Origin of the sequence: Enterorhabdus sp. P55, from assembly GCF_009911695.1 — a bacterium.
GTDB lineage: Bacteria > Actinomycetota > Coriobacteriia > Coriobacteriales > Eggerthellaceae > Enterorhabdus.
In genome coordinates this window covers 1-24,447 of record NZ_QWKK01000032.1, presented here as the reverse complement: position 1 = coordinate 24,447, position 24,447 = coordinate 1, and the positions used below count along the sequence as shown (strand labels likewise).

The 24,447-nt window shown below is 61.2% G+C and carries 20 protein-coding genes and 1 pseudogene; 19 read left to right on the top strand and 2 right to left on the bottom strand.

Annotated elements, in window-relative coordinates; all coding sequences use genetic code 11:
• The 8 genes and pseudogenes from D1643_RS05000 to D1643_RS04965 form a co-directional block, all read left to right on the top strand.
• Positions 1 to 199, top strand: a 199-nt coding sequence (locus D1643_RS05000) for a serine O-acetyltransferase (RefSeq protein ID WP_305038648.1), incomplete at its 5' end; no start/stop codon positions are given.
• A complete protein-coding gene (locus tag D1643_RS04995; protein WP_160709249.1) occupies positions 159 to 1,334 on the top strand; it encodes a glycosyltransferase in 1,176 nt (391 codons plus the stop codon). The genes D1643_RS05000 and D1643_RS04995, both read left to right, overlap by 41 nt.
• The gene (locus D1643_RS04990; RefSeq protein ID WP_160709247.1) at positions 1,334 to 2,518 is read left to right on the top strand and encodes a glycosyltransferase family 4 protein; all 1,185 of its coding nucleotides are present in this window, start codon (positions 1,334 to 1,336) and stop codon (positions 2,516 to 2,518) included. The genes D1643_RS04995 and D1643_RS04990 overlap by 1 nt, the downstream gene beginning before the upstream one ends.
• Positions 2,519 to 2,570: 52 nt before the next feature.
• A complete protein-coding gene (locus tag D1643_RS04985) occupies positions 2,571 to 3,764 on the top strand; it encodes an O-antigen ligase (protein WP_160709245.1) in 1,194 nt (397 codons plus the stop codon).
• A 59-nt stretch (positions 3,765 to 3,823) separates the two neighbouring features.
• The gene (locus D1643_RS04980) at positions 3,824 to 4,978 is read left to right on the top strand and encodes a glycosyltransferase family 4 protein (protein ID WP_160709243.1); all 1,155 of its coding nucleotides are present in this window, start codon (positions 3,824 to 3,826) and stop codon (positions 4,976 to 4,978) included.
• The gene (locus D1643_RS04975; RefSeq protein ID WP_160709241.1) at positions 4,927 to 6,420 is read left to right on the top strand and encodes a lipopolysaccharide biosynthesis protein; all 1,494 of its coding nucleotides are present in this window, start codon (positions 4,927 to 4,929) and stop codon (positions 6,418 to 6,420) included. The genes D1643_RS04980 and D1643_RS04975 overlap by 52 nt, the downstream gene beginning before the upstream one ends.
• A 328-nt stretch (positions 6,421 to 6,748) precedes the next feature.
• A pseudogene (locus D1643_RS12220) lies at positions 6,749 to 6,916 on the top strand (DapH/DapD/GlmU-related protein); the annotation flags it as partial.
• Between the two features lie 195 nt (positions 6,917 to 7,111).
• Positions 7,112 to 8,380, top strand: coding sequence for a UDP binding domain-containing protein (locus D1643_RS04965; protein WP_160709239.1), 1,269 nt, complete (start codon positions 7,112 to 7,114; stop codon positions 8,378 to 8,380).
• Between the two features lie 19 nt (positions 8,381 to 8,399).
• Here D1643_RS04965 and D1643_RS04960 read toward each other — a convergent pair whose 3' ends face one another.
• Complete coding sequence (locus tag D1643_RS04960; protein WP_160709237.1) at positions 8,400 to 9,257, bottom strand: hypothetical protein; 858 nt, start codon at positions 9,255 to 9,257, stop codon at positions 8,400 to 8,402.
• A gap of 283 nt (positions 9,258 to 9,540) precedes the next feature.
• Between D1643_RS04960 and pyrH the strand changes: the two genes are divergently transcribed.
• The 5 genes from pyrH to dxr all read left to right on the top strand — a co-directional run bounded on the left by pyrH (position 9,541) and on the right by dxr (position 14,068).
• A complete protein-coding gene (gene pyrH, locus D1643_RS04955; RefSeq protein WP_160709235.1) occupies positions 9,541 to 10,257 on the top strand; it encodes a UMP kinase in 717 nt (238 codons plus the stop codon).
• A gap of 120 nt (positions 10,258 to 10,377) precedes the next feature.
• A complete protein-coding gene (frr, locus tag D1643_RS04950) occupies positions 10,378 to 10,935 on the top strand; it encodes a ribosome recycling factor (RefSeq protein ID WP_160709233.1) in 558 nt (185 codons plus the stop codon).
• Positions 10,936 to 10,980: 45 nt separating this feature from the next.
• Entirely contained in the window at positions 10,981 to 11,760 is a 780-nt protein-coding gene (locus tag D1643_RS04945; protein ID WP_160709231.1) for an isoprenyl transferase, read from the top strand.
• A 162-nt stretch (positions 11,761 to 11,922) separates the two neighbouring features.
• Positions 11,923 to 12,789: a phosphatidate cytidylyltransferase gene (locus D1643_RS04940; RefSeq protein WP_160709253.1), complete on the top strand. Its 867-nt coding sequence runs from the start codon at positions 11,923 to 11,925 to the stop codon at positions 12,787 to 12,789.
• The gene (gene dxr, locus D1643_RS04935; protein WP_160709229.1) at positions 12,776 to 14,068 is read left to right on the top strand and encodes a 1-deoxy-D-xylulose-5-phosphate reductoisomerase; all 1,293 of its coding nucleotides are present in this window, start codon (positions 12,776 to 12,778) and stop codon (positions 14,066 to 14,068) included. The genes D1643_RS04940 and dxr overlap by 14 nt, the downstream gene beginning before the upstream one ends.
• Positions 14,069 to 14,171: 103 nt before the next feature.
• On the opposite strand, the gene D1643_RS04930 is transcribed toward dxr, so the two are convergent.
• Positions 14,172 to 18,095: a VaFE repeat-containing surface-anchored protein gene (locus tag D1643_RS04930; protein WP_160709227.1), complete on the bottom strand. Its 3,924-nt coding sequence runs from the start codon at positions 18,093 to 18,095 to the stop codon at positions 14,172 to 14,174.
• 368 nt (positions 18,096 to 18,463) lie between these two features.
• Here D1643_RS04930 and D1643_RS04925 point away from each other — a divergent pair, with 368 nt between their 5' ends.
• The 6 genes from D1643_RS04925 to D1643_RS04900 form a co-directional block, all read left to right on the top strand.
• Complete coding sequence (locus D1643_RS04925; RefSeq protein ID WP_160709225.1) at positions 18,464 to 19,597, top strand: site-2 protease family protein; 1,134 nt, start codon at positions 18,464 to 18,466, stop codon at positions 19,595 to 19,597.
• 108 nt (positions 19,598 to 19,705) lie between these two features.
• Positions 19,706 to 20,773, top strand: a complete 1,068-nt coding sequence (ispG, locus tag D1643_RS04920) for a flavodoxin-dependent (E)-4-hydroxy-3-methylbut-2-enyl-diphosphate synthase (protein ID WP_160709223.1) — start codon at positions 19,706 to 19,708, stop codon at positions 20,771 to 20,773.
• The gene (locus D1643_RS04915; protein WP_160709221.1) at positions 20,770 to 22,524 is read left to right on the top strand and encodes a proline--tRNA ligase; all 1,755 of its coding nucleotides are present in this window, start codon (positions 20,770 to 20,772) and stop codon (positions 22,522 to 22,524) included. Before ispG ends, D1643_RS04915 begins: the two co-directional genes overlap by 4 nt.
• Positions 22,525 to 22,661: 137 nt before the next feature.
• Positions 22,662 to 23,354, top strand: coding sequence for an HAD family hydrolase (locus D1643_RS04910; protein ID WP_236643384.1), 693 nt, complete (start codon positions 22,662 to 22,664; stop codon positions 23,352 to 23,354).
• Between the two features lie 185 nt (positions 23,355 to 23,539).
• Positions 23,540 to 23,938, top strand: coding sequence for a phasin family protein (locus tag D1643_RS04905; RefSeq protein WP_160709219.1), 399 nt, complete (start codon positions 23,540 to 23,542; stop codon positions 23,936 to 23,938).
• Between the two features lie 197 nt (positions 23,939 to 24,135).
• On the top strand, positions 24,136 to 24,447 hold a 312-nt coding region (locus D1643_RS04900; protein WP_236643383.1), incomplete at its 3' end, for a helix-turn-helix transcriptional regulator.

Sequence of the window (24,447 nt, the reverse complement as noted above, 5' to 3'; positions counted from 1 at the left end):
GCAAGTAACGCTTGGCGTTACAGAAGACCCATTGGCTGCTCCCCGTCTTGGCAAGAACGTCTTCATTGGCGCTGGCGTCAAGGTGTTAGGCCCCGTTTACGTTGGCGATGGGGCGAAGGTGGGGGCAAATGCGGTCGTCCTCAAGGACGTTCCAGACGATGCAACTGCGGTTGGCGTTCCGGCAAGAATTGTTCAATAGGTTTGAAATGACGAAGGTATTACACATTGTAAAAAAATGGAGTCGCGGCGGAGTAGAGAAATTTGTCGAATCCCTAGTAACATATTGCTCGTCTCATGAGATTGAGTCTTCGGTAGTATCGGTTGACTCTGCCATAAATATCGACTTGGGATGCGAGCAAGCGGGTCCTTTGCTAAATGGCTCGCGGTATCTGGAATGGAAGAGAGTAAGAAAAGAACTCACAGACTTTTTTTCTGCAGATAGCTACGATATCGTCCATATCCACACAAACAACGGACTCGGTTTTCTCTATGCGCACGCAGCGCGAAAGGCGGGAATTCCAAGAAGAATAATCCATAGCCACAATTCAAATTTTGGGTCAGATTTTCGATTGGCGAAGGATGTGGCGACTCGCTTACTCAGGCTGAGCTATCGTCATGATGCGACTGATTTTTGGGCATGCTCTCAAGAGGCCGGGGCGCATCTTTTTCCGGGAGACACGTTCCAGGTAGTGAGAAATGGCATTGATACAAAAAAGTACCGCTTCGACGAAAGTCGGCGTAACGAAACGCGAGCTTTGCTGGGTTTTTCGCAAAGAGAATGCATCATGGGGTTTGCAGCAAGTCTCATCCCTGCCAAAAACATAAAGAAGGCCTTCGATGTCTTTAGGGCGGCTCATTTCAAGAATCCCTGCGCTCGCTTTCTTGTCTTAGGAGATGGCGAGCAGATGGATCTGCTTAGGTATATGAGCGAATGCGCCGGGCTAGAAAGAGAAGTCGTATGTCTGGGCTACACTAATGAAGTTGAGAAATACTACGATGCAATGGATGTCTTGCTGGCTCCTTCGCTTTTCGAGGGCTTGCCCCTTAACCTTGTAGAGGCACAGGCGTCAGGATTGCCCGTGCTGGCCAGCGATGCGATAACCGAAGAGGTGTGTATAGGTGGCTCGCCGCTGGTCAGGATCCCTTTGTCGGTTAGCGACGAGGATTGGGCCTCGTATGCGCTTCGCCTGATAGCGAAGGGTAGTGATGGACGCCACGCGGCATTTGAAGCAATTGATCAGGCGGGGTTTGACGCAGAGTCCTCCTTTGCTGCTGTAGAACAGTCGTATTTGAATGGTGCGAAACTGGCGGAGCAACGAAGCAAAAGCAAGTGATGAGAATACTTCTTTCCAACGACTGGTACTATCCAGATATGCGCGGCGGCGCCGAGCAAAGCGTGAAGCTTCTTTCGGAGACGTTGGCTTCCCGAGGGCACCAGGTGTCCGTCTTGTGCACAAGGTCTTGTGATCAGGAGGAGCCGTATGAAGTTATCAACGGCGTGACGGTGATAAGAAAGCCTCCTGCTTTTTGCGAAGGCGATTCTCTTCCATCGAAAATTCTTGCGAAATGTCTTTGTATCGACAATCCGGCGGCCGACTCCTACCTGAGTGAGGTTATAAGGAAAGTCTCTCCTGATATATTGCATACAAATACGACCAACAACCACTCGTTGAGAATATGGAAGGTGGCAAGAAGAAGCGGCGCTAGGATAGTCCATACCCTTAGAGATTACGGCCTATGGTCACCCCGTGGTTTGCTTGAAGAAGTAAATCCAGTTTCAGCCTACGGGCTTTTTCATGGCTGGTATTGGCGAAAGTGCAGAAAACTGAGTGAAATTGTTGACGGAGTAACAGCGCCATCGAGCTTTACTCTCCAGGCGATGGTGGACAAAGGATTTTTTCCTAACGCACAAAGGAGGCGTATCGTCAACGCCGTTTCTGCTAGTTGCGACGAACCTCGGCAAAGGTTTTCGACTCTGAGGGATCCCGATGTCTTTTCTTTTCTTTATATGGGACGTCTGATTCCCGTGAAGGGAATTGACCGACTGCTCCGGGTTTTTTCTTCATTAGATGGAGATAATCTTAGGCTGACAGTTTGTGGTGACGGCCCCTTGGCCGTTGATGTGCAAGAGGCATGCATCAAGGATTCAAGAATTGAATACAAGGGTCATCTCAAAAACGAAGACCTGCGTTTAGCTATGCATAATTCAGATGCTGTCGTCGTTCCCTCCGAATGGGATGAGCCATTTGGAAGAGTTGTAGTAGAGGCAAATTCTGCAGGCCTGCCCGTCATAGCAACTGCAAGAGGTGGTTTGGGCGAGGTCATGCGTGATATAGGAGGGGGTCTTCTTGTCGCAGATGGAGATGATTCTATTTTGCGGGATGCAATGGTGCGGTTTTCTAGAAGAACATGCTTTGACGAGTATCAAGCATCGATAGAACGAAGTCTCCCCCTTTATTCTTCTGAAGTTCAGGCTGCTGCTTTTGAGGAGTTTTACGATTCCGTTCTTTCCTGCTGATATGGCGAGGAGATCGGGGAGCTTTTCTTTGCGTGCAGAGGAAAAGCAATCTTTGATCAGCGGCCATTCTGTATGCGAAAGAATAGGGGCGGTTATATGCCTCATGCCTTTTTTCGTGCCTCTTTCGTTTGATTATTTTGAGCTAGTGCCGTTCTTTCATGAGATGTGTGCCGCTGCAAGGTATGTTATCTCCTTTTTCGCGGTGCTTCTTTTTTTGGAAAGCAGGATCCCTAGTCTCCAGCTGGGACTCGCTGCCGGCGTTGAAATCTTTTGTGTCATTACGAGTTTGGTTCTAGGAGATTTTTACTTAACATACGGTCTGTCTTGCTTTTCCTTCATAGGATTCGCGGCGCTCAACATATTGATATATAAAGCAGACCGTCGCTTCCTCTTTTCCTTCTATCGCGTTGTTCTCGGCTTGTACCTTGTTGTTGATTTTGCTACACGTGTTTTGTTTCCTGAGGGTTTGATATGCGGAATGACAGGCGATGGTCGGGTGTGGTTTTTGGGCGGAAAAAACAAGCTGCCGCTGTATCTCATCTGCTTTGCCTTTTTTTGTTTCGAGAAGATGCGACGATCCGACGCTCTTACGAGAAAAAGGCTGCTCGGTATTTTGGTTTTGATTTGCTTTATGTCGCTTTACCTCCCATCGTCAACCAGTGTCGTAGCCGTTGCCTTCATTCTCGCCTTTGCGTGCGTTTCTCGGAGGAGGGTCGGCCAGGTAATTGCCTTGTGGGTGCTCTTGCTCAGTACGGCAGGGTTCTTTTTTCTCGTAGTTTTGGGATGGGGAGTCGGGTTTGACCTCAGTGCGCTCACCTCTCTTTTAGGGAAAAACGCAACTTTTTCTGGTCGACGTGCCATCTGGGATATGGCAATTCAGATGATAGGCCAGGCCCCTCTGGGGACAGGTGTTTATGTTGAGTTCAACCCTTGGCCAAATCCCGACAACATTGTGTATTCGGCCCACAACACATTTCTCGACATTGCCGTGCGACTAGGAATTTTGCCTGTATTTTTACTCGTGGCAACCATCCTGTCTATCTTGAAGGCCTATAAAAGATCCTTTCCGGAGGAAAGGATCTTCCCCTTCTTTTTTGCACTTTCGATACTGGCCTCGATGATGGAGGCAAATCAAGGCTACTACATTTTCTGGGTATTGATAAGTATGGGCGCCTGTATGACGTGTGGTCAAAGAAAAAAAGCGCATTCCAGTGTCGTTTGTCTCGATGAACGGATTAAAGAATGAGAATCGGTATAGTTACAACCTGGTTTGAGCGGGGAGCATCTTATGTTAGTCGCTCATACATGGAGCTGCTTCAGGCCCAGAATGAGGTCTTCATTTATGCGAGAGGCGGCGAGAAACAGGCCATAGGGGACCCCAATTGGGATGCTGAAAATGTCACCTGGTCAAAGCGCAGCCGAGGTTTTTTCGTAAATGAAAAAGAATTTGAAAGATGGATCGAAGAAAACTCAATCGATCTGATCTTCTTTAATGAGCAGCAAGATTGGCGGATAATCCTCTTTTTGATTGAAAACCATCCCGAGATTATAATAGGCTCCTATATTGATTACTATACCGAGCAAACGTTGCCATGGTTCTCCCTGTTTGACTTCGTAATATGCAACACGCGTCGCCATCTACAGGCGATGTCATTCCACCAGCAAGCTATTTTCTTGCCTTGGGGAACAGATACGCACGTATTTAAGCCAAACTCAAAAGATGATGACCGTCCACCAACCTTCTTTCATTCTGCAGGGATGTCTACGCGGAAGGGAACGGAGCTACTTATACGGGCTTTTGTCGACAAGGACATGGGTAGAAGCGCTCGTTTGGTAATTCATTCGCAGAAGCCAATCGATTGGGCTTCGGATCTGAGTCTCGAAGAGCTCGCTGGAAAGGGAGTTGAGGTGATATGCGAGACAGTTGCAGCTCCCGGCCTCTATCACCTTGGTGATATCTACGTGTATCCGACTCGTCTTGATGGACTTGGTCTTACTATGTACGAAGCGCTTGCATGCGGGATGCCTGTCATCTCAACAGACTATCCACCTATGAACGAGATAATCGATGATGAGGTTGGAAGACTGGTGAGGGTCGAAAGGAACTATGCTAGAGGCGACGCGTATTATTGGCCGATGTCGCTTTGCGATGTAGAAGATCTGGCTTCAAAGATGCGTTTTTACTTGGACAATCCTGAGCAAGTTAAGATTCAATCGGAAAATGCTCGCAAAAAGGCGCTCTCATGTTTCGATTGGAGACAAAGAGAGGCTGCCTTAAATGGCATTTTCTTAAAAGTTCGAAAGCGAGAGATAGATCGCAAGATTGTCGATGAGGTCAAAGTTTTTTATAAAAAAGATAGATTAAAGCGATATTTAGGCTTTGTTGAGCCGTTTTTTGAAGCTCACCCTTGGATCAAAAACATGGTGAAGAACAAGATGGTTTCTGGCAGAGACGAGTAAGCTTGCGGGTCAGAACTGACAAAGCGGTGAGTATTCGGTTGGCAGCTGCCATTCAGTTTGCATCGAAGTATGCAAGTATTGGTATGCAGCTTGTCATAACGGCGATCTTAGCAAGGCTTTTGACTCCCGATGCTTACGGCGTCATTGCAATAGCGACCGTGTTCGTTGCTTTTTTCTCCATGTTTTCAGATATGGGGATAAGTACGGCGATAGTCCAGTTCGGAGAACTGTCTGAGAAGGATTACGGCGCCCTATTCTTCTTTTCTATCCTAGTGTCTGTTGCCATATCAGGTCTATTCTGTCTGTGCTCTTTCGGTATAGGGGCGATATACGGAAATCCGCTTCTCACGCCTGTTTGTTGTGCGCTGTCTCTCGTCCTGTTGTTTGCGACGCTGAATATGGTCCCGAATGGGCTCATGTTAAAGGAGCGGCGATTTGCCAGCATCGGCATTCGTCTTGTGGTTGCCACAATGATCTCAGGAATTGCGGCCATTGTTGCGGCTTTTCTTGGTGCTGGCTGCTATGCTCTGGCTTTCCAGTCGGTACTGTCGGCGTTCATCGTGTTTTTGTGGAATGTGCTTTCGCGGCCAATCGGATGTATTAATTGTCATTTCCTCTCGCCCCTGAAGAAGATATTCTCTTACTCTTTTTATCAATTTGGATTTGGCATGGTGAACTTTTTTTCGCGGAATGCAGACAATATGATGATCGGACGGTTGATGGGTCCCGTCTCGGCAGGATTTTACAGCAATGCTTATAAACTGACGACACTTCCCATGACTGCCATTTCTAGTGTTCTCGGCTCGGTAATTCAGCCTTATATGGTTGAGCGCCGAGATGATTGCGACCGGATGTTTTCCGGCTGGCTTAGAGTCACAAAAGCTCTTTCTCTTATAGCCGCACCTCTGACTGCCATCTTTTTCTGTGGATCGTCGGAGATAGTTGCAATAGTGTACGGAGCGCAATGGGCTGAGTCGGCAGAGATACTTCAAATGCTTTCGTGGGGTATTTATGCGCAAATGGTGGGCAACCCCTCAGGAGCTTTTTTTCAAAGCCTGGGGAAAACTGACCTGATGTTTAAATGCGGCCTCGTAAACACGCTTCTCTCCCTTGCTGCTTTGGCGATTGGGCTTGCGGCGAATAGCTTGACGGTTATCGCTCTTTTTATGAGTGCTTCGTTTTGTGTTCAGCTTATTCCGATGTTCTATTTTCTTGTCTCTAAGTCGTTGGGGAAGCCGGCATCTGTGTTTCTTGGGTTTATTCCGGAAATAGTGATAGCCGTACTATCGGCTCTGGTTTGCGTTCTCTCGTCGTCCTTTCTGTCGGAAGTTGCTTTTTTGAGATTAATGGAAAAGGCCCTTATCATCCTTGCGCTTGTTGGGATTGGATACCTGGCGAGTGGTCAAATAAGGTACCTGGGGCTCAATAGAGGCACATGCTAGTCTACTGAGGAGAATCGCATTGCTCGGTCATGTCATCTGTTGGTGGGAACGAAAGAAAAGCGAGTACGCAGGGCGGTATTTGACTAATCTTATAAGAAAAAATGGGAGCGCTGGTCGCGTGATGGGGTATTTGACCATGCGTTATCCTCAAAATATTTTCCTAGGAGAGGGGTCATACGTCAACGGGGGGGGGATGCTTTGCGCCTCCAGCAATGCGCGTATCGTGATCGGGCGAAACTGCATGATTTCCTATAACACGCATTTTCGAACTGATATGCATAGGCATGACGATGTGACCATACCTATGATAAGCCAAGGGCACGATCACAAGGACATCATTTTAGAAGATGACGTTTGGGTCGGTTTTGGTGCTCAAATAATGGCTGGCGTAAAGATAGGAACCGGCTCCATTGTTGGTGCGGGGGCTGTTGTTACGCGCGATGTTCCTCCTTATTCCGTTGTGGGAGGGGTTCCGGCTCGGTTAATTCAAAGACGCAGTCCGCTTTAGGCGTTTGATCCCAGTTAGTTTCGGATATTCAAGAAGGCCTTGCTGAGCCACTCATTTTGTGGGGTTGCAAGCAAATCAGGTCGTCCGTATCTCCTCTTTGGCTGTTGGCGAAGGGGGATTGGTGTCGTCGCGTCTGACGCAGCGTTTCTATTCCCGGGTGGGGTCAGGTAAAAGGAGATTTGTATGAAAATCGCAGTAGCAGGTACTGGGTACGTCGGGCTTTCGTTGGCCGTGCTTCTGGCGCAGTGCAACGAGGTCGTGGCGGTGGATGTGGTGCCTTCCAAGGTGGAGGCGCTCGCGCGATGGGAGAGCCCCATCGCCGACGTGGAGATAGAGGCCTGGCTCGCCGAGGCAGCCGCGGGGGAGCGGCCACTTTCGCTCGCGGCCACGCTTGACGGCGCGGCGGCCTATCGGGACGCCGAGATGGTCGTCATCGCCACGCCCACTAACTACGACCCCGACCGCAACTTCTTCGACACGCGCTACGTCGAGCAGGTGGTCGAGCTGGTGCTCGAGGTGAACCCCTCCGCCGTCATGATCGTCAAGTCGACGGTTCCCGTGGGCTACGCCGAGGAGCTCTCGGCGCGCTATCCTCAGGGACGCTTCCTGTTCAGCCCCGAGTTCCTGCGCGAGGGGCGTGCCCTCTACGACAACCTGCATCCCTCGCGCGTCATCGTGGGCGTGCCGCGCTCCTCGGCCTTCGCCGATGCGCTCGAAGGGGCCGCACGCGACTTCGCAACGCTCCTCGTGGAGGGCGCCGACGCCGCCGAGCGCGATCGCGAGAACGCCGATGGTAGCCGAGGGATCCCCGTCCTCATCATGGGCTCCACCGAGGCCGAGGCCGTGAAGCTCTTCGCCAACACCTACCTGGCGCTGCGGGTGTCGTTCTTCAACGAGCTCGACACGTACGCGGCCACGCGCGGGCTTGATGCCGCCGAGGTCATCCGCGGGGTGTGCCTGGAGCCGCGCATCGGGTCGCACTACAACAACCCCTCCTTCGGCTACGGCGGCTACTGCCTGCCCAAGGATACCAAGCAACTATTGGCCAACTTCGACCGCGTGCCCCAGAGCCTTATCCGCGCCATCGTCGAAGCCAACCGCACGCGCAAGGACTTCGTGGCCGACCAGGTGGTCGACCGCGTAATGTCGCTCGTCTACTCCGGCGTCGAGGCGCCCGTGGTGGGCGTGCACCGCCTCACCATGAAGAGCGGCTCGGACAACTTCCGCGCCAGCTCCATCCAGGGCATCATGCGCCGCGTGCGCGCCCGCGGGGTGCCGGTGGTGGTCTACGAGCCCACGCTCGACGCTCCCGACTTCTTCGGCGCCGAGGTCATCCGCGACCTGGGCGAGTTCAAGTCGCGCTGCGACCTCATCATCGCCAACCGCTGGGACGACGAGCTGGCCGACGTAGCCGCCAAGGTCTACACCCGCGACCTCTTCCGGCGGGATTAGGCAAAGAAGCCCCTGCCTTCTAAAGGCGTCCCTCCATTACTTCGTCGGCAAGGCGGCATGCCGCAGCTCCGGCGTCTTCTCCGGGCCATAAGATGCCGGTTAAGTTTCTCTCGGGTATATAGCGATAGGTATCGGTGCTGGTCAGCAGCATTTTGCCGTCCCTCTCACAAAAGACGAAGGCTCTCCGCTGTCCATCGTGGTCGAAGAATGAGACGGTTATCTCACTGACTTGCGATAGATAATCCGGTTCCGCCCCTCTCGAAGATAAGTGCGTCTTGAGGTTGTCGTAGACGCCGCTTTCGTCGAAGTTGCTGCATTCTTGCCTAAAAAGTATTTCCTTGCTCGATGGGCTCAGGTTTGACGTTTCGCCGACGAGCTCCACGGGAAAAGTCAGACCGATTTCGTATGTTTCGCCACCACTTTGAAATCGATACCTCTCTTCCACTTGAAGAGTGACATAGGCGGCCATCCCCTTTGCGTTGCTGATCTCGTAGTATTTGGCGTCCTCGTTCTCAAATGACGATATGGTCAGCTGAGGAGCGGTTTCACGATCTGCGATTTCCATTTGACGTTGCGTGATTTGGGTCGCCCAATAAGACATAAGGATCGATACGGTTAGGCCAAAAAAGATTGTAGTGGCGGCCTTGTAAAGCGGCTCCCGATCTCGGAACCGTGCGCAGATGTACTTCGCAGCGCTTGGCGGTAGTGCGGACGCGAAAACCAGGAGCATAAAGCCAGTAAAGACGGAGGAGAAGAGAAGCGAGAGGCCGGCGCCTTCTGCGCTCGTGGCGTTATATGCGGCAATGAGAAATCCCCCTATGGCCGCTAATGCGGTTGCTGCGAGCGCCAATCGCTGGATCCTGCGCGTATTTCGCATGGCGGTCACTACTTTAGACGTGGGGTCAGTTCTCCGATGTGGACATTTCATACGGCTCCCTTCTTTCTGGTAGAGGATTGGACTTCCTCGGTTTTGGGCTCTCTGGGCCTTGGGCGCTTATGTGTCCGTATGACGATATTGATGTATAGCGCCTTGGTTCGCGGATAGCATTCGTCGTCCCCCATCCCTTTCCGCGGTTTCCTCGTGCTGGTGGTTGGCTCGGGGGCGCTTTCCGTTACAATTGCAGGTTAGGGTTTACGCTTCTTGACGAAGGGATGGATTCATGGCCGACGGATACAAGTACGACCGGGTGCTGCTGAAGCTCTCGGGCGAGGCGCTGGCGGGCGATTTGGGCTACGGCATCGACCCCAAGGTGGTCGACGACCTGGCGGAGCAGATTGCCGAGATCGTGCGTGACGGCGTGCAGCTGGCGGTCGTCGTGGGTGGCGGCAACATCTTCCGCGGGCTGGCCGGCTCGGCCGAGGGCATGGATCGCGCCCAGGCCGACTACATCGGCATGCTCGCCACGGTCATGAACGCGTTGGCGCTGCAGGACTCCTTCGAGCGTCACGGCGTCATCTCCCGCGTGCAGAGCGCCATCAACATGCAGGAGGTCTCGGAGCCCTACATCCGCCGCCGCGCTATCCGCCACCTGGAGAAGGGGCGCGTGGTCATCCTGGCCGCCGGCACCGGCAACCCCTACTTCACCACCGACACCACGGCCGCGCTGCGCGCCTGCGAGCTGGACGTGGACTGCCTGATGAAGGCCACCAAGGTCGATGGCGTCTACGACTCCGACCCCAAGACCAACCCCGACGCGAAGCGCTTCGACCGCATCACCTACCTGGAGGTGCTCAACCGCGGCCTCAACGTCATGGATGCCACGGCCACCTCGCTGTGCATGGACAACGATGTCCCCATGATCGTGTTTGACCTGACCAAGCCCGGTAACATTTCGCGGGCGCTCAAGGGTGAAGTCGTGGGAACCACGGTAGAATAGAGCCGCGCGCCCGAGGAGGCGCCGCCAGCCGTCCCATGCAGGCGGCGGCAACGCAGGACTACCAGCCGGCCGCGAGGCCGACGTGAGACGCGCCGGAGGCGCCCAGGGAAAGGAACCGCTATGGTTGACGAGATTCTGATGCAGGCCGAGGAGCGCATGGAGAAGGCCCTGTCCTCGCTGCACGACAACTTCTCCTCTGTCCGCACCGGCCGCGCCAACGCCATGGTGCTCGATCGCATCAAGGTCGACTACTACGGCGTCCCCACCCCCATCAACCAGATGGCCGGCGTGAAGACGCCCGAGGCGCACCTGCTGGTCATCGAGCCGTGGGACAAGGGCATGCTGCGCGCCATCGAGCACGCCATCCAGGAGAGCGACCTGGGCGTGACCCCCAACAACGACGGCTCGGTCATTCGCCTGCCGTTCCCCGCCCTCACCGAGGAGCGCCGTCGCGAGCTGGTGAAGCAGTGCAAGGCCTTCGCCGAGGAAAGCCGCGTGGCCGTGCGCAACGCCCGCCGCGACGCCAACGCTGCGGTGGAGAAGGCCATCAAGAACGACAACCTGCCGGAGGACGAGGCCAAGCGCGCCGAGGCCGAGATCCAGAAGCTCACCGACAAGTACATCGCCGACGTGGACGCTTCCTTCAAGAAGAAGGAAGCGGAGGTCATGGAAATCTAGGCTCGCGCCTTCCCCTAACCCCTCTACCTGCGAGGCGAACCGCCCATGAACAAGCCCCTCGACTATATTTTCCCCGCGCCCCCGTCTGATGTGGATCTGGGGGCGTTAGACATTGATCGCATCCCCGAGCACGTCGCTGTCATCATGGACGGCAACGGACGCTGGGCGAAGAAACGCGCGCTCAACCGCCTGCGCGGCCACAAGGCCGGCATCGAAGCAGTGCGCGAGACCATTCGATGCGCGTCTGACCTGGGAGTCCGCTACCTCACCATCTACTCGTTCTCCACGGAGAACTGGAAGCGCCCGCAGGATGAAGTGGTGGGCCTCATGGACCTGTTCGCCAAGACCATGCTGGCCGAGGTGGACGGGCTGCACGAGGAGCATGTGCGCGTGATGACCATCGGCGATTTGAGCGTGCTGCCGGCGGATACGCGCGAGGCCTTCGACGCGGCATGGCGCAAGACGCGCGAGAACGATGGCATGACGCTCGTCGTGGCGGTGAACTACGGGTCGCGCCAGGAGATCCTGCGTGCCTGCGAGGGCTGCATGCGCGAGGCTGTGCTGAGGGCCGAGGAAACCAGTGAGCTGCTCGTGCCCACCGAGGAGCTGTTCGAGCGCGGGCTCTACACCTGCGGCATTCCCGATCCCGACCTGCTCATCCGCACAAGCGGCGAGATGCGCATCTCCAACTTCCTGCTGTGGCAGATCGCATACTCCGAGTTCGTGGTCACCGACGTGCTGTGGCCCGACTTCGACCGCTACGAGCTTCTGCGCTGCCTGCTCGAGTACCAGGGGCGTGACCGGCGCTTCGGGGCGGTGAAGTAAGTGGCTCCCGAGGCCGAGAGAGCGGAGACCGCCAAACGGGACGCGGCGCCGAGCCGCGCGTCCGAGGATGTCCCGACGCCTGAGTGGCGCCGCCCCACCACTGTCGAGCAGCTTGAGGCCCAACGGCAGAAGAAGGCTGATCGCGCTGCGCGTCGTCAGAAGATGAAGCAGGCGGCGCTCGACAAGACGCCGAAGAAGCTCAAGAACCCCTCCGATATTCAAGTGCGGTTTCGCACGGGGCTTGTGTACACCGTGCTCACCGTGGTCTGCGTGCTGGCGGGCGACATCCCCATGCTGCTCATGCTCATGGCGGTGGCCGGCATTTGCGCAGGCGAGTTCTACTACATGCTGCGTTCGGACGCGAAGCTCCCCAACGAGATGCTGGGAATCGTCGCGGCGATGCTTTACCCGCCAAGCGTTTATTTCTACGGTCTCACCGGGGCGTTCGTGGTGAACCTGATGCTGTTGCTGGCCCTGCTCGTCTGGTACGTGTTCTGGACGCGCGCCCGCATCCCCGACGTGGGCATTAGCTTTTTCGGTGCGGCGTACACGGGGCTTCTGCTGTGCGGCCTGGTGGTCATTCGCCAGTCGCTGGGCGACCCGTGGGGCGGCGTGCTGGTGCTGCTGGTGTTCGTGAGCGTGTGGGCGAACGACTCGTTTGCCTACCTGATCGGCTGCAAGTTCGGTCGCCACAAGCTGGCGCCGCGCACGAGTCCCAAGAAGAGCTGGGAGGGGTTCCTCGCCGGCTTGGTGGGCTCCATGGTGTTCTGGTGCGTTATGACGCTCGTGCCGGGCGTGACCATGGGCATTCCGATGGCGCTGCTGTTTGGGCTGATCTGCGGTCTTATGTCGGTGCTGGGCGATCTGGCCGAGAGCCGCATCAAGCGCAACTCGGGCTTCAAGGACTCGGGCACCATCATGCCGGGTCATGGCGGCCTGCTTGACCGCTGCGACTCGCTGTTCCTGGCCGCCGTGACGTCGGCCATCTTGCTCGTGGCGGGAGGGTGCATTCCGTATGTCATCATGTAACGAGGGCGCGCGCGTGGCAGACGGCGCTTGCGCGCAGGGCGGCGCGCGGCGGCGCGTGGTGGTGCTGGGCTCCTCGGGATCCATCGGCGTCCAGACGTTGGACGTCATCGCGCAGCATGCCGACAAGCTGGAGGCCGTGGGCCTGGCGGTGTTCGGAAGCCTGGATGTGCTGGGTCGGCAGGCACGCGAGCTTGGCGTGTGCCACCTGGCCGCGGGCGACGCACGTCTGGCGGGCGACGCGCGCTGCGACGAGCTGGCCGCCTGGTGCGCCGAGTCGCCGGAGGGCTCCTTCGGCGTGGGGCCGCAGGCCGTGGTCGACCTGGTGCGGCTGCCCGAGGTAGACGTGGTGGTGAACGCCCTGGTGGGCGAGGCCGGCATGCGCGCGAGCTACGAGACGCTGGCTGCCGGCAAGGTGCTTGCGCTGGCCAACAAGGAGTCGCTCGTGGTGGCGGGCGACCTCATCATGCCGCTGGCTGCCGCTCTCGACGAGCACCGTCGCGCCGAGGGCCTGGCCCCGGCCTTCGGGCCCGCCGGGGCGCTCATGCCCATCGACTCCGAACACGGTGCTATCTACCAGTGCCTGTTGGGCGAGGAGCCGCGTGAGGTGACGAAGCTGTGGGTCACCGCGTCGGGAGGCCCGTTCCGCGGTCGCACGCGCGACGAGCTGTCTGCCATCACGCCTGCTCAGGCGCTCGCCCATCCCACGTGGAACATGGGGGCGAAGATATCCATCGACTCGTCCACCCTCATGAACAAGGGCCTCGAGGTCATCGAGGCGCACCACCTCTTCGCCATGCCCTATGACAAGATAGCGGTGGTGGTGCAGCCTCAAAGCGCGATCCACTCGATGGTGGAGTTCGCCGACGGAAGCGTGAAGGCGCACCTGGGCACGACGGACATGCGCATCCCCATCCAGTTCGCGCTCTCGTATCCTGCGCGATGGAATGCTCCGGTGCAGCCGCTTGACTTCCGCACGCTGGGCACGCTTGAGTTCGCCGCGCCGGATGAGAGCACGTTCCGCTGCCTGCCGCTTGCCCGCCATGCGGGAAGCACGGGCGGCACGCTGCCCTGCGCGATGAACGCCGCTAACGAGGTGGCCGTGGCGGCGTTCTTGGCCGAGGAGTGTTCCTATCTCGGCATAGCCGCCTGCGTGGAGGCGGTCATGGACGCGCATGAGCGTGAGGGCGTGCAGCGCGTCGAGAGCCTCGATCAGCTGGAGACCGTCGACGCGTGGGCCCGCGCCGCCGCTCGCTCCTGGGTACGCGCCAACGGCCGCTAGGTGCCGTCTGAGCGGCGTCGCAGTCGGTTCGCGCTGCCGCCCGTCAAAGCTCTCGGATAGGGGAGGGGCCCGGAAGCTGTGTTTGCGGGCCCCTCTTGTTGAATCAGGGTCGTCGCAGTTTCACGGCAGCGGGAATCATCACGGCGCAGGCGAGCGCTGCGACGAATGCGACGAGGGGCACGAGCAGCCCGTCCCCGGTCTTGGCGAGGGGCGTCTCCTTCCCGTCGTGCGGCTCTGGGAACGGCTCTTGGTCGGGCTCGGGCTCTTCCTCGTCGGGCGGACTCGGCGGCTCATCGCGGTCGGATACGGTAACGACCTGATCGAGACAGTCGGGGTCGTACTCGGCGGCTATCAGATCATCGCCGCAGAAGAGGAAGGCGAAGGCTGCCAGATCGCGGCCGGCGAGCTCTGCGGCGTCCACGTCGTAGACGAGCTGCGCTTCCAAATCGGGCCCGTCGGCTGTTACGCGGGCTGTTCCGTGGGCGACGCAGGCGTCGAGCGCGGCAGCATAGGCTTGCAGCCCCTCAGGCGCCTGGGCCTCAGGGTTCGCGAAGACGTCGGCGGCGAGGAGGGGCCGCGCATCCTCCCGGTCTACGAGCAGGCCCACGATGGAGTAGTTCTCGCCGGGCACGACGTCGCGGGCGACGATGCGGTCGGCCACCGCGACTCCCTCCGCGGGCGCAACGGACTTGTCGCCGTCCGCGCTGTCGCGAGCCCGCGTCATCAGGGTGCTGGGGACGACGGAGACGGTCTGGTTCTCATCGGCGATGTCCGCGTGGGATGCGATGAGGGCTTCCTCGCGGTAAAGGGACTCGAAGATCACCAGATCGCGCCCGGCCAAGGCGACTGAGTCGAAGTCGAACGCCAGCGCTACGGATCCGTCTGGCGCCTCGGGCGTGAATGCCAGCTCGGCGGTCACCGGGATGCCGTCAGCGTCGCGTAGGGGGCCGGCGTCGGCTCCCTCGGCATCGCGGAGGTGCAGCTCGCCGCGCATGAGGTAGTCCCGTCCGGGAATGAGCCCCGCGTAGGTCGCGACGTCGGTCACGGTGCTGCGTCGGCTTGCGATGACGCGCTTGTCGCCATCGAGCCCATCGCTTGCCTCGGTCGAGAGGGCGGGGCGTTCGACGGTTACCGTCTGGTTCTCGTCGGCTATGTCGGTGTCGGTCGCCACGGCTGCGTCGCCCCGATAGAGGGTCTCGAAGGCCACCAGCTCGTCCCCGGCCTCAAGCTCGCTGGCGTCGAACTCGAACACGACGGTGGCGCTGCCGTGGCCGGTGTCTGGCGCGAAGGAGGTCTCGGCGGTTACAGGTGCTCCGGCGCTGGCCAGCGGCTTGCCAGTCGCCCGGTGCATCAGCACGCCGCGTACCGTGTACTCCTCGCCAGGGACGAGGTTGGCAAACGCGATGGTGTCGCTTACCGAGGCCACCGGGTCGGCCACGAGGGACTTCCGCCCATCAGAGGTGGCGGTGGCCACGCTGCTCACCGACGGCTCCACGACGCGCACCGTCTGCCCGAAGTCATCGAGGTCCTCGTGGCTGGCCACCAGGCGCCCGGCTTGATCATAGAGGCGTTCGAACACCACCAGATCGCCTGCGCCTGAGGTCAGGGCGTTGAAACGGTAGTCGAGGGACACGTGGCCGCGCCGTGCAACGGGGGTGAACGTTCGCTCGGCGGTCACCGGTTGCTCGCTATCGAGGACGGGCTCGCCGGTGGCCCTGCTCATGAGGGTGCCGACCAGGCGATACTCCGCCCCGATGGTGAGGTTGGCGTACTCGACGCGATCCGTGATGACCGTCTCGGCGTCGGCGATGGCCAGCTTGTCGCCGTCGAATCCGTCAGCCGCAGTCGTGGCCAGATAGGGCGTTCCGTCGTCGGGCTCGCCGTCGTCGATGGTGCCGAGCGTGACCGTGTAGGAGTCGCGGCTGATGACGATGTCCGATATGGTTACGAGCACGAGCCCCTCATTGGCCTTGCAGGGCAGCTCCTCAAGGGTGTAGGTGTCATAGGGGAGGGCGCCGCGTTTGTCGTCCGGTGTCACGTCGGCGCCGAACCAGATGCCTGCTGTGGCGTCGTAGCTGTTCGGCCCTGCGGAGTCGTTGGCGTTCGGGCACTGGCTGTGCGGGTTCCATGATGCGGCCGTGCTCGCGTAGCCGTTGGCGTCGGTCACCAGCACGTGCGCCTCGCCGGTGGTTTGGCTGATCAGGCGGAACGGAACGCCAGCGAGGCGCTCCATGGTGCCCTCCCGCACCTTGACGAAATCCAGGTCGCCGCGCTTCACGAGGTTCTTGAAGCTTTCCTTCGCGGCGAAGGGGTCGGCGATGACGCCGTTGCGCTCGATGGAGAACGTGCGCGGCTCGCCGTCGGTGAGAAAATAGCCGTCACCAGGCATGACCTCGCGAATGGAGTAGGTGCCGAAGGGGAGGCAGTCGGCAGCGGTCTGCGCCTCGCCGTCCTCGGTGACGAGGCGCTTGACCACCTGGCCAGGCGCATATCTGACGCCCTCCACTACCACGGGGCGGTTGTTGGCGTTGGCTATCTCGAAGGTGGTGGAGAGGCTGGCGCCGCCGAGCGGTTTCGGGCTGCCGGTCTCCTTGTCGTGCTTCTCCACGCGAACGCCGCCGCGGATGATCGGCTCCGAGACGAGGGGATGGCGGTAGGAGGAGACCTCTTGCGCGCCGCCTCCGCCAGTGATCTGGCGCACATGGATCGTCGGATCGGGGAGGTAGCCGCGGGGGGCCTTCGTCTCGCCGATGAGCACGGTTCCCAGGGGTAGCACAGGGGCGTTGTCGGCATTGCGGTAGAGCTCGTCGCCGCCTACCCAGTGGGCTTCATCGGGAAGGACGCGCCCCTCCTCGTCGGTGCGAAACACCCAGGTGCGAAGCGGATTTCCCGAATCACGCGCCTCTTGAGCGCTGGCGTAGTAGCCGGGGTAGAAGTCGAAGGTGAACTCGGCTCCTGCGAGGGAGGCGGCGCCCTGGGGCGCCGGGGCGCCGCTGTCCGCGTCGAGCTTGGCCAGCCAGACCGCAGCGAGGTCGTGCTGAGGCTCATCGACGACGCGCCCTTCTGTGCCGACGGCCGCGGTTTCCCCGGGGGTGACTTCGACGGTGTGGACGGTGGGGTCGAGCGCGTACCCCTCGGGGGCCGTCGTCTCCTGGACGTAGTAGGTGCCCGGTGCGAGCTCGCCGGAGGCGGCGCGTCCGGCCGCGTCGGTGACGAGCGTGGCCACGGGGGCGCCCGCGCCGTTGGTCACCAGGTAGGAGGCGCCGTCGAGGCGATAGCAGCCGTTGCCGTCGGTAAGCGCGGGGTTGGTGCTGCCCTTGTCGAGCGCAAGCCAGCCGACGTTGTCGAAGGTGAGGACGACCTGGCTGCTTGCACCGGTGGCCAGGGCGTAGGCGTTGAAGGTGGCGGGAACGCGCCAGTCGTTGGCGTAGATCTTGCCCGCGGTGGTGTTCTCAAAGTCGGGGACGGTCTCCGTCTCGGTGAGCTGGCCGGTCAGGTTGTTGAGCGCCCAGCGCTTGAACTCGGCGCTGCAGCCATAGGTGGCCTTGTTGAAGTCGTAGGAGTAGCGGTCGCTCACCATGATGTGGAGGCAGACGAGGTAGCGGTCGTAGGTCATCGCCGTGCCGTCGTACCAGGTGGCAGGCCAGATGGCGGGATCGAAGCCGTAGCTGCCGGGGCCGAAGTAGAGGAGCGCGCGCAGGTGGCTGCGTTCCGCCTCGTACCACTCGGGACTGCCGGCGTAGCCGATCATCAGGTCTTGCTTCGCGTAGGTTCCCGACGCGGGCGTCAGCTTCGCCGGCTGGGCGCAGATGGCCGGCGCGCCGTTGACGGTCATGCGGCCGGTTGAGTATCCCGCATAGGGGATCTGCCCGTTCACCTCCAGATAGACCTGGTCAGCGGCGAAGGCGTGCTTCGTCGGCGGCGAGCAGAGGCTGAGGGGGATGAGGCCCATGACCAGCAGAAGCGTCATCGCTATCTTGAAGGCGCGGGTCGCGATCCGAGGGGTGTGGGCGGGGGCGGCGTGCACGGGGGCTCCTTTCTCTCTGGCTGCCGCGAGGCAGCTGCTGCGTTCGGCCCACCCTAGTCGCCCCCGCCGACGCGAGAGCGGCGCGCGGGCAGCGGGGCGGGTGCCGCGCGTGGGCCGTCGCGCCCGTCCCCGCGCCTGCGACCGCTTCCCGCCTCGGCGCCCCGTCCCCTTCGCCGGCGCATCCCCGTGCGTCCCTCCTCATGGGTTTTCTGTCGGAAACCCGCCCGTATCGGGGGACTTTCCTATAATGGCCCACGAGCAAGCAGCGGGGCATCGTCGCCCCGCCCCGCCGCGTCCTGCTGAGGACGGCGGCCCTTCGGCATCGTTTCCCTACCGCGCGGTTGCCCCGCGCCTCGAGAGGACGTGAAGTGGACCTTCTATTCACCATCTTGTGTGCTGTCATCGTCATCGGATTCCTCGTGTTCATCCACGAGGGCGGCCACTACCTGGCCGCACGTGTCTTTGGCGTGCGCGTCACCGAGTTCATGCTGGGCCTGCCCGGGCCTAACGTCGGCTTTACCAAGGGCGACACCAAGTTCGGCGTGACCGCCGTTCCGCTGGGCGGCTATGCGCGCGTGTGCGGCATGGAGGCCGGCGAGATGCAGCCCCATCTGAAGGAGGTGCTGGCGGCCCTGTACCGACGCGGCACGGCCGAGATGGAGGACATCGCCGCCGACTGCGGCATCACTGATGACGAGGCCTACGAGGCCTTGGAGGAGCTGACCGAGTGGGGGAGCTGCAACGGTCCCACGAAGCGCGATCCCTACAACACGTACCGCGCGCGAGAGGTGACGCCCTCGAAGAGGCAGGTGCGTGCCGCGCTGGCGGCGGGAGAGGAGGCGCCGGCCGCCTACGCGTTGGGCGAGGCGCGCCCGGTCGATGACGCCCAGGCGCTCTTCGACGCGGAGTACCGCCAGCAGTACCGCAGCCTTCCCTTCTGGAAGCGCTCGGTCATCTTGGTGGCGGGCGTGGCGGTGAACCTGCTGTTCGCCATCGTGGCGTTCGTGGTGCTGTTCTCGGTCATCGGGTTTGACGTGCAGAACACTCAGACCGGCGAGGTGTTCCACTACAACGCGACGCCGTGGCAGTCCATCGAGGTGGGCTTCAGCTACATCGGGATGGTGATCCAGGCGGTGGCGGGGCTGTTCAACCCGGCTACCGCGGCGCAGACGGTCTCGGATTCCACGTCCATCGTGGGCATCGCGGTGCTCTCGAAGCAGGCTGTCGAGCAGGGGCTGTTCATGGCGCTGCAGTTCATGGCGATGATCTCGGTTTCGCTGGGCATCATGAACCTCATCCCCATCCCACCGCTCGACGGCGGACGGTTTGTGGTGGAGGTGTTCCAGAAGGCCACGCGCAAGGTGGTGTCGCCTAAGGCCATGGGATACCTGTCCATGGCGGGCATGGCGCTGTTCCTGGGATTTTTCGCCATCATGCTCAATCAGGACATCCAGAACCTCATCGCGGGCACCGGCGTGTTCGGGCCCTCGGCGGGGGCGTAGGCCGCCGGCACGTTCGGCAGCCGGCGGGGTCTGCTGCTCCTGTGAGGGCGGCGCGGCTTCGTCATCTCTATCAGCAAGCGCGACGCGCTTGGCGAGAAAGGGGCGAATATGGAGCAGGGCGAGCGACCCAACCAGGGCACGCGGCAGGTGATGGTGGGCGACGTGCCCCTGGGCGGCGGCGCGCCGGTGGTGGTGCAGTCGATGCTCAACGCGCCGGCCAAGGACGTCGAGGCCAACCTCGCGCAGATAGCCGCGCTGGCTGAGGCCGGCTGCGAGGTGGTGCGCATGGCCATCCCGCATCGCGACTGCCTGGATGCGTTCGCAGCCGTGTGCGCGGCCTCTGCGCTGCCGGTGGTGGCCGACATCCACTTCGATGCGCAGATAGCCATCGAGGCCGCGCGTCGTGGCGCTGCCAAGCTGCGCATCAACCCTGGCAACATCGGCGGCCTCGAGGCCACCGACGCGGTCATCGAGGCCGCGCGCGAGGCCGGGATCCCTATTCGCATCGGCGTGAACGCCGGATCGCTCGACGCCGCGCTGGCTGCGCGCGACGACCTGACGCTGCCCGAGAAACTCGCCGCCAGCGCCTCGGACTACGTGCGCCATTTCGAGGAGCGGGGCTTCCGTGACATCGTGGTGTCGGCCAAGGCGCACGACGTGCAGGCCACCATCGACACCTACCGGCTGCTGGCCGCGCGCATTCCCGCTGTGCCCCTGCACATCGGCGTGACCGAGGCGGGCACGGCGTTCCAGGGCATCATCAAGAGCGCCTGCGGCCTGGGCGTCCTCCTTGAGCAGGGGATAGGCGACACGCTGCGCATCTCGCTCACCGACGACCCGGTGACCGAGGTGCGTGCCTGCTGGACGCTGCTCGGCGCGCTTGACCTGCGTCGTCGCAGCCCCGAGCTCATCAGCTGCCCCACGTGCGGGCGCTGCCAGGTGAACCTCATCGGGCTGGCGTCGGAGGTGGAGCAGCGGCTGGCGAACGTGAAGTCGCCCGTGAAGGTGGCCGTCATGGGTTGTGTGGTGAACGGCCCGGGCGAGGCCGCCGATGCTGATATCGGGGTGGCTTGCGGGGCGGGGACCGGCGTGGTTTTCTCCCATGGTAAAATTGTTCGGAAAGTACGCGAGTCAGAGATAGTCGACGCACTCATGGAGGAGATTGAGCAACTATGACGAATATCGTGCTGCGCATGAGCCAGCTGTACGCTCCCACGCTGAAGGAAGACCCGGCGGATGCCGAGATCGCGAGCCATCGCCTGCTGCTGCGCGCGGGCATGATCCGCAAGACGGCGTCGGGCGTGTACACCTTCCTCCCGCTGGGTTACCGGGTGCTCTCCAAGATCGAGGGCATCGTGCGCGAGGAGATGGACGCCATCGGCTCGCAGGAGATCATGATGCCGGCGCTGCAGCCGGCTGAGCTGTGGCACGAGAGCGGCCGCTGGGACGATTACGGCCCCGAGCTCATGCGCCTGGTGGATCGCCATGACCACGGCTTCTGCCTGGGGCCCACCCATGAGGAGCTCATCACCGCGCTCGTCCGCAATGAGCTGCGCTCCTACAAGCAGCTGCCCTGCTCGCTCTATCAGATCCAGGTGAAGTTCCGCGACGAGATCCGCCCGCGCTTCGGGTTGCTGCGCAGCCGCGAGTTCATCATGAAGGACGCCTACAGCTTCCATGCCGACCAGGCGTCGCTGCAGAAGACCTATGACGACATGAGCATGGCCTACGGCAACATCTGCGAGCGCTGCGGCCTGGAGTATCGCCCAGTAGAGGCCGACTCCGGCCAGATCGGCGGAAAGGTGACCACCGAGTTCATGGCGCTTGCCGAGGCTGGCGAGGCCGAGCTCGTGTATTGCAGTTGCGGCTACGCGGCCAACACCGAGGCTGGTGCCTGCCTCGCGCGCCCCACCTGCCATGAGGTGGCGGCCCTTGAGAAGATCAGCACCCCGGGCGTGCATACCATCGAGGAGCTGGCCCAGTTCCTGGACATCCCCGAGTCCTCCACGGTGAAGGCGCTCTCCGGCAAGGGCGAGGACGGCGTGGTCACCGTCATGTTCGTGCCGGGCGATCACGAGCTCAACGAGATCAAGGCGAGCCGCGCGGTGCCGGGCTTCGAGCTGCTCACCGACGAGGAGATGGAGGCCGCCGGGCTGCACAAGGGCTCGATGGGCCCGGTGGGCCTGCCCGAGGGCACGCGCGTCGTGGCCGACGTCAGTCTGCAGGCCGTCCCGCAGTGGGTGGTCGGCGCCAACGAGGACGGCTTCCACCTGCTGGGCGCTCGTCCTGGCGCGGACTTCACGGTGGACGCGTGGGCTGACCTCTGCATCGTGAAGCCGGGCGACAGCTGCCCGGACTGCGGGCTGCCGCTGGAGGGCGCGCGCGGCATCGAGGTGTCGCAGGTGTTCCAGCTGGGCGACAAGTACTCCGTGGCCATGGGCGCCACGTTCGCCGACGAGGACGGCGCCGAGCGCCCGTTCGTCATGGGCTGCTATGGCGTGGGCGTGAGCCGCACGCTGGCTGCCGTGGTGGAGCAGCACAACGACGAGCACGGCATCATGTGGCCGCTCTCGGTGGCGCCGGCCCATGTGTGCGTCATCCCGCTGACCGTGGGCGATGACGAGGTGCAGCCCGCCGCTGAGCGCGTGGCGCGCGAGCTGGCTGGCCTGGGCCTGGAAGTGGTCATCGACGATCGCGACGAGCGCGCGGGCGTGAAGTTTGCCGACGCGGATCTCATCGGCTGGCCGCTCCAGGTGGTGCTGGGCAAGCGCGGCCTGGCCGAGGGCAACGTCGAGGTGAAGCTGCGCCGCACGGGCGAGAAGAAGAGCGTGCCGCTGGCCACCTTCGCCGAGATGATGACCTTCGCGCGGCGCAACGCCAAGAAGTCGAAGGCCGGCGTGGGCACCTTCGACATGCTGTTCGCGTAAATCCGGCGCACTCGCGCGCCGCTCCCTAGGGCGGCGCGCTTTTTTGTTGGCAGGAGGCGTACCAAACTGACGATTAGTGCCACGGCTCTGACCAGGCATTATAGGACGTTTCCGCAGATGAAAAGGCGGTTTTTGAAATGGCAGAGATGGGCAGTTCGGTACGCTCCACGGGTAGCTCCCTGGGCGTGCTGTTCGATCTGGACGGCACGCTCATCGACACCTACGACATCATCCTGGCCTCGTTCCGGCACACGGTGCGCACAGTGCTGGGGCGCGAACTGCCGGATGAGGTGCTCATGCAGAAGGTGGGCCAGCCCTTGGTCACGCAGATGTGGGATTTCACGGACGATCAGGAGATCCACGACCGGCTGGTGGACGCCTACCGGGCGCATAACGACATCATTCACGACGAGCGCGTGGCCGCGTTCCCCGGCGTGGCGAACGCGCTGGCGCAGCTGGCGGCGATGGGTTGCCCGATGGGCGTGGTGACCTCCAAGCGCAGCGGGCTGGCCCGGCGCGCGCTGGCGCTGACGGGCATCGAGTCGCGTTTTGCCTTCGTGCTGGGGCCTGACGAGTGCGCTGCCCACAAGCCCGATCCCGCGCCGGTGCTCCAGGGCTGCGCGGAGCTGGGCCTCAAGCCCGACTGCTGCGTATATGTGGGCGACAGCCCCTTCGACCTGCAGGCTGGCAACGGCGCTGGCACGACGACGGTGGCGGCTACGTGGGGCATGTTCCCCGCAGACGTGCTGGCTGCCGAGCATCCGGACTACGTTCTGGGATCTATTGCCGAGCTGCCGGCGCTGGCGGCTCGCCTGGCTGAGAGGCGGTAGCGCCCGCCGTCTTACGTCAGGCGCGCCTGGGGTGGGGTGGCTGCGTCGGTCGCATCCCGGAGCCGCGGACTCAACGAAGCCGTAACATCGGTCACCTGGGGCTGGGGACGGGCGGCGCGTGCGCGCATGATGGGCTGCAGAGGCGTCGCGGGGCGGCGCGGTTCCCGAGGATACGGAGGCTCATCATGTCGAGCATCACCGATGGATTCAAGGACGTGTTCATGGCGGGCATCGGGGCTATGGCCCTGGGCGCGGAGAAGTCCAAGGAGCTGGTGGACCAGCTCATCGCCAAGGGCGAGCTGACCGTGGAGCAGGGCAAGGTGATCAACGCCGACTTGATCGACCAGGCCACTCAGAAGGCCACGGCCACGGCCAGCGCTGTGCGCGACGACCTCATCGCCGCGCACCTGGCCACCCTGAGCAAGGACGAGCGCGACGCCTTTGCCGCCAAGGTGGCCGAGATGGCCGCCCAGGCTGACGAGAGGGACGCGGCCCTGGATGCCCAGGCCCAGGAGGTGGAGGCGGCGGCCGCCGAGGTCGTCTCCGAGTCTGACGCCGCGGCGGGCGGCCCGGCGGTTGAGTAGGGGCTTAGCGCGCGCAAGACGAATGAGCGGAGGGCGGCTGCCGGGGCAGTCGCCCTCTTTTCATTCAAAGTGCCAGGTCAGATGAGCGCAACCAATAGTTTCCCCAAAATTCCAACTGGAATTGGTCGCGCCCTGCCGCCGCCACGGGTAGGGTGGGCTTCCGTTAAGATGGAACGCATCGAGGAGAAAGGCCCATCATGAACGTGGAGATCGCCGAGCGCCTGGCGGCTCGTCGGAAGCAGGCGGGGCTATCGCAGGAGGCTCTGGCAGAGAAGCTGGGCGTGTCGCGCCAGGCCGTATCGAAGTGGGAGCGGTCGGAGTCGTCCCCTGACACGGACAATCTCATTGCCTTGGCGCGGCTCTACGGCGTATCGCTCGACGAGCTTTTATATGTGGATGACTCCATCGCTGACGACGTGGCGTTCGAGGCGGAGGATCGCGCTGCCGCGGGCACGGCCGGCGCAGGCGCTGCGGCCGGCGCGACGGGCGCGGCGTCCGCGGGCGGCCCT

Coding starts and splice junctions, on each gene's coding strand:
- D1643_RS04910 (WP_236643384.1), top strand. CDS start 22,662: ATGGCAGAGATGGGCAGTTCGGTACGCTCCACGGGTAGCTCCCTGGGC.
- pyrH (WP_160709235.1), top strand. CDS start 9,541: ATGGCCGACGGATACAAGTACGACCGGGTGCTGCTGAAGCTCTCGGGC.
- D1643_RS04905 (WP_160709219.1), top strand. CDS start 23,540: ATGTCGAGCATCACCGATGGATTCAAGGACGTGTTCATGGCGGGCATC.
- dxr (WP_160709229.1), top strand. CDS start 12,776: ATGTCATCATGTAACGAGGGCGCGCGCGTGGCAGACGGCGCTTGCGCG.
- D1643_RS04945 (WP_160709231.1), top strand. CDS start 10,981: ATGAACAAGCCCCTCGACTATATTTTCCCCGCGCCCCCGTCTGATGTG.
- D1643_RS04980 (WP_160709243.1), top strand. CDS start 3,824: ATGGAGCTGCTTCAGGCCCAGAATGAGGTCTTCATTTATGCGAGAGGC.
- ispG (WP_160709223.1), top strand. CDS start 19,706: ATGGAGCAGGGCGAGCGACCCAACCAGGGCACGCGGCAGGTGATGGTG.
- frr (WP_160709233.1), top strand. CDS start 10,378: ATGGTTGACGAGATTCTGATGCAGGCCGAGGAGCGCATGGAGAAGGCC.
- D1643_RS04965 (WP_160709239.1), top strand. CDS start 7,112: ATGAAAATCGCAGTAGCAGGTACTGGGTACGTCGGGCTTTCGTTGGCC.
- D1643_RS04990 (WP_160709247.1), top strand. CDS start 1,334: ATGAGAATACTTCTTTCCAACGACTGGTACTATCCAGATATGCGCGGC.
- D1643_RS04995 (WP_160709249.1), top strand. CDS start 159: ATGCAACTGCGGTTGGCGTTCCGGCAAGAATTGTTCAATAGGTTTGAA.
- D1643_RS04940 (WP_160709253.1), top strand. CDS start 11,923: ATGAAGCAGGCGGCGCTCGACAAGACGCCGAAGAAGCTCAAGAACCCC.
- D1643_RS04960 (WP_160709237.1), bottom strand. CDS start 9,257: ATGCGAAATACGCGCAGGATCCAGCGATTGGCGCTCGCAGCAACCGCA.
- D1643_RS04915 (WP_160709221.1), top strand. CDS start 20,770: ATGACGAATATCGTGCTGCGCATGAGCCAGCTGTACGCTCCCACGCTG.